2 protein-coding genes are annotated in these 1,313 nt (G+C 67.9%); one reads left to right on the top strand and one right to left on the bottom strand.

What is annotated here, in order from left to right:
- The first annotated feature begins 275 nt into the window (after nt 1-275).
- The gene (locus JCM19049_RS23645; protein WP_374700324.1) at nt 276-1,010 is read left to right on the top strand and encodes a DUF222 domain-containing protein; all 735 of its coding nucleotides are present in this window, start codon (nt 276-278) and stop codon (nt 1,008-1,010) included.
- Here JCM19049_RS23645 and JCM19049_RS14415 read toward each other — a convergent pair.
- On the bottom strand, nt 920-1,313 hold a 394-nt coding region (locus JCM19049_RS14415), incomplete at its 5' end, for a PadR family transcriptional regulator (protein WP_306420821.1). The genes JCM19049_RS23645 and JCM19049_RS14415 overlap by 91 nt on opposite strands.

Genomic DNA, 1,313 nt, shown 5'->3' with positions numbered 1-1,313 from the left:
CCGGCAACCAGCCGGTACCATCGGCCCCCGCTAGCCCCAGCGAGGCGAAAGGCGGTGCAGCATCCCCGGCGGCCACACCAGCCAATGGGTCAGCCAGAGCCGACGAGGCAGCGGATCCTGCTCCCCTGGTCCCGGATCCGGACTGGCTGCGCACCGACCAGCCACCGCCGCAGTGGGCCGTTGACCCCGACGCCGGTCCCCCAGCTGCAAGCGATCCGGCTCAAGCTCCCCCGGCACCGGCAGCAGCCCAAACACCAGAACCGGACTTCACGGCGTTGGAGGTCAGCGCCGCACGCCGCCGACTGAACGCCCTGGTGGCCCTGCTGTCGCAAAACATGGACGGAACCGGCAAGACCAAGACCGTCACCCCCGAAGTGGTGGTGCATCTGGACTATGACAGCCTGCTGAATCTGGCTCAAGCCGAGGGCGTCACCGCCCACGGCCAGCGGATCGGGGCCACGGAACTGCGCCTCCTGTTGTGCCAGGCACGCCTGATCCCGATGATGTTCAACTCCCTGGGGCAGGTGCTGGACGTTGGCAGATCCCAAAGGCTGTACAACACGGTGCAGCGCAAGATCATCATCGCCAGGGACGGGGGCTGCATTGTGCCCGGATGCACGGTGCCCCCGGAACTGGTGGAGGCGCACCACTACGAAGACGGGGGCTGGGCCGGAGGCTGTCCAACCAGTGTGGACAAGGCGCCGGCGCCTGCAAGGGACACCACGCCGATGTGCATGCCGGATTGTTCAAGATCATCCGGTACAAGGGACTGCCCCATGTACTGTATCCCAAGCATATCGACCCATTGCAGATTCCGCGGCGCAACACCTATTGGAAGGCCGCCTAAGCCGGCGTTCACCGTCCCCCCGGGCCGGTCACCAAGCCCCGCGCAACAGGCATCTATGGACCGGCCAGCCGCTCAGCCCGGCTGCCCCTGTTCCTGCGCACGGTGTGCCTCTGGTACCTGCACCGCGACGATGTGGGTCAGGCGGTCGAAGGCCAGCAGGTAGTGCGCCAGCGCTTCGCGTCCCCGGGAGGTCAGCTCGTAGACCTTGCGGCCGGGCCCACCGCTGCCTTCCTCCCAGGAAGCCGCAACCTCCCCGCGCTCCTCGAGCTTGGCCAACGCCGGATACAGGGTGGCTCCCTTGACCGGATCCAGGCCACGCTGCTGCAGCGCCTTGCCCAGCGCGTAGCCGTGGCGTCGGCCCTGCTGCAGCTCGCTCAGCAGCAGCAGGGGCAGGACAGCGCGTTGCCAGGAGCCCGGTAGCTCGGGGCGCACCTCAGTCATCGTGCCCGCCCAGTGCTCGTTCCTG

The organism is Arthrobacter sp. JCM 19049 (assembly GCF_001310435.1).
This window is presented reverse-complemented; position numbering and strand designations above follow the sequence as displayed.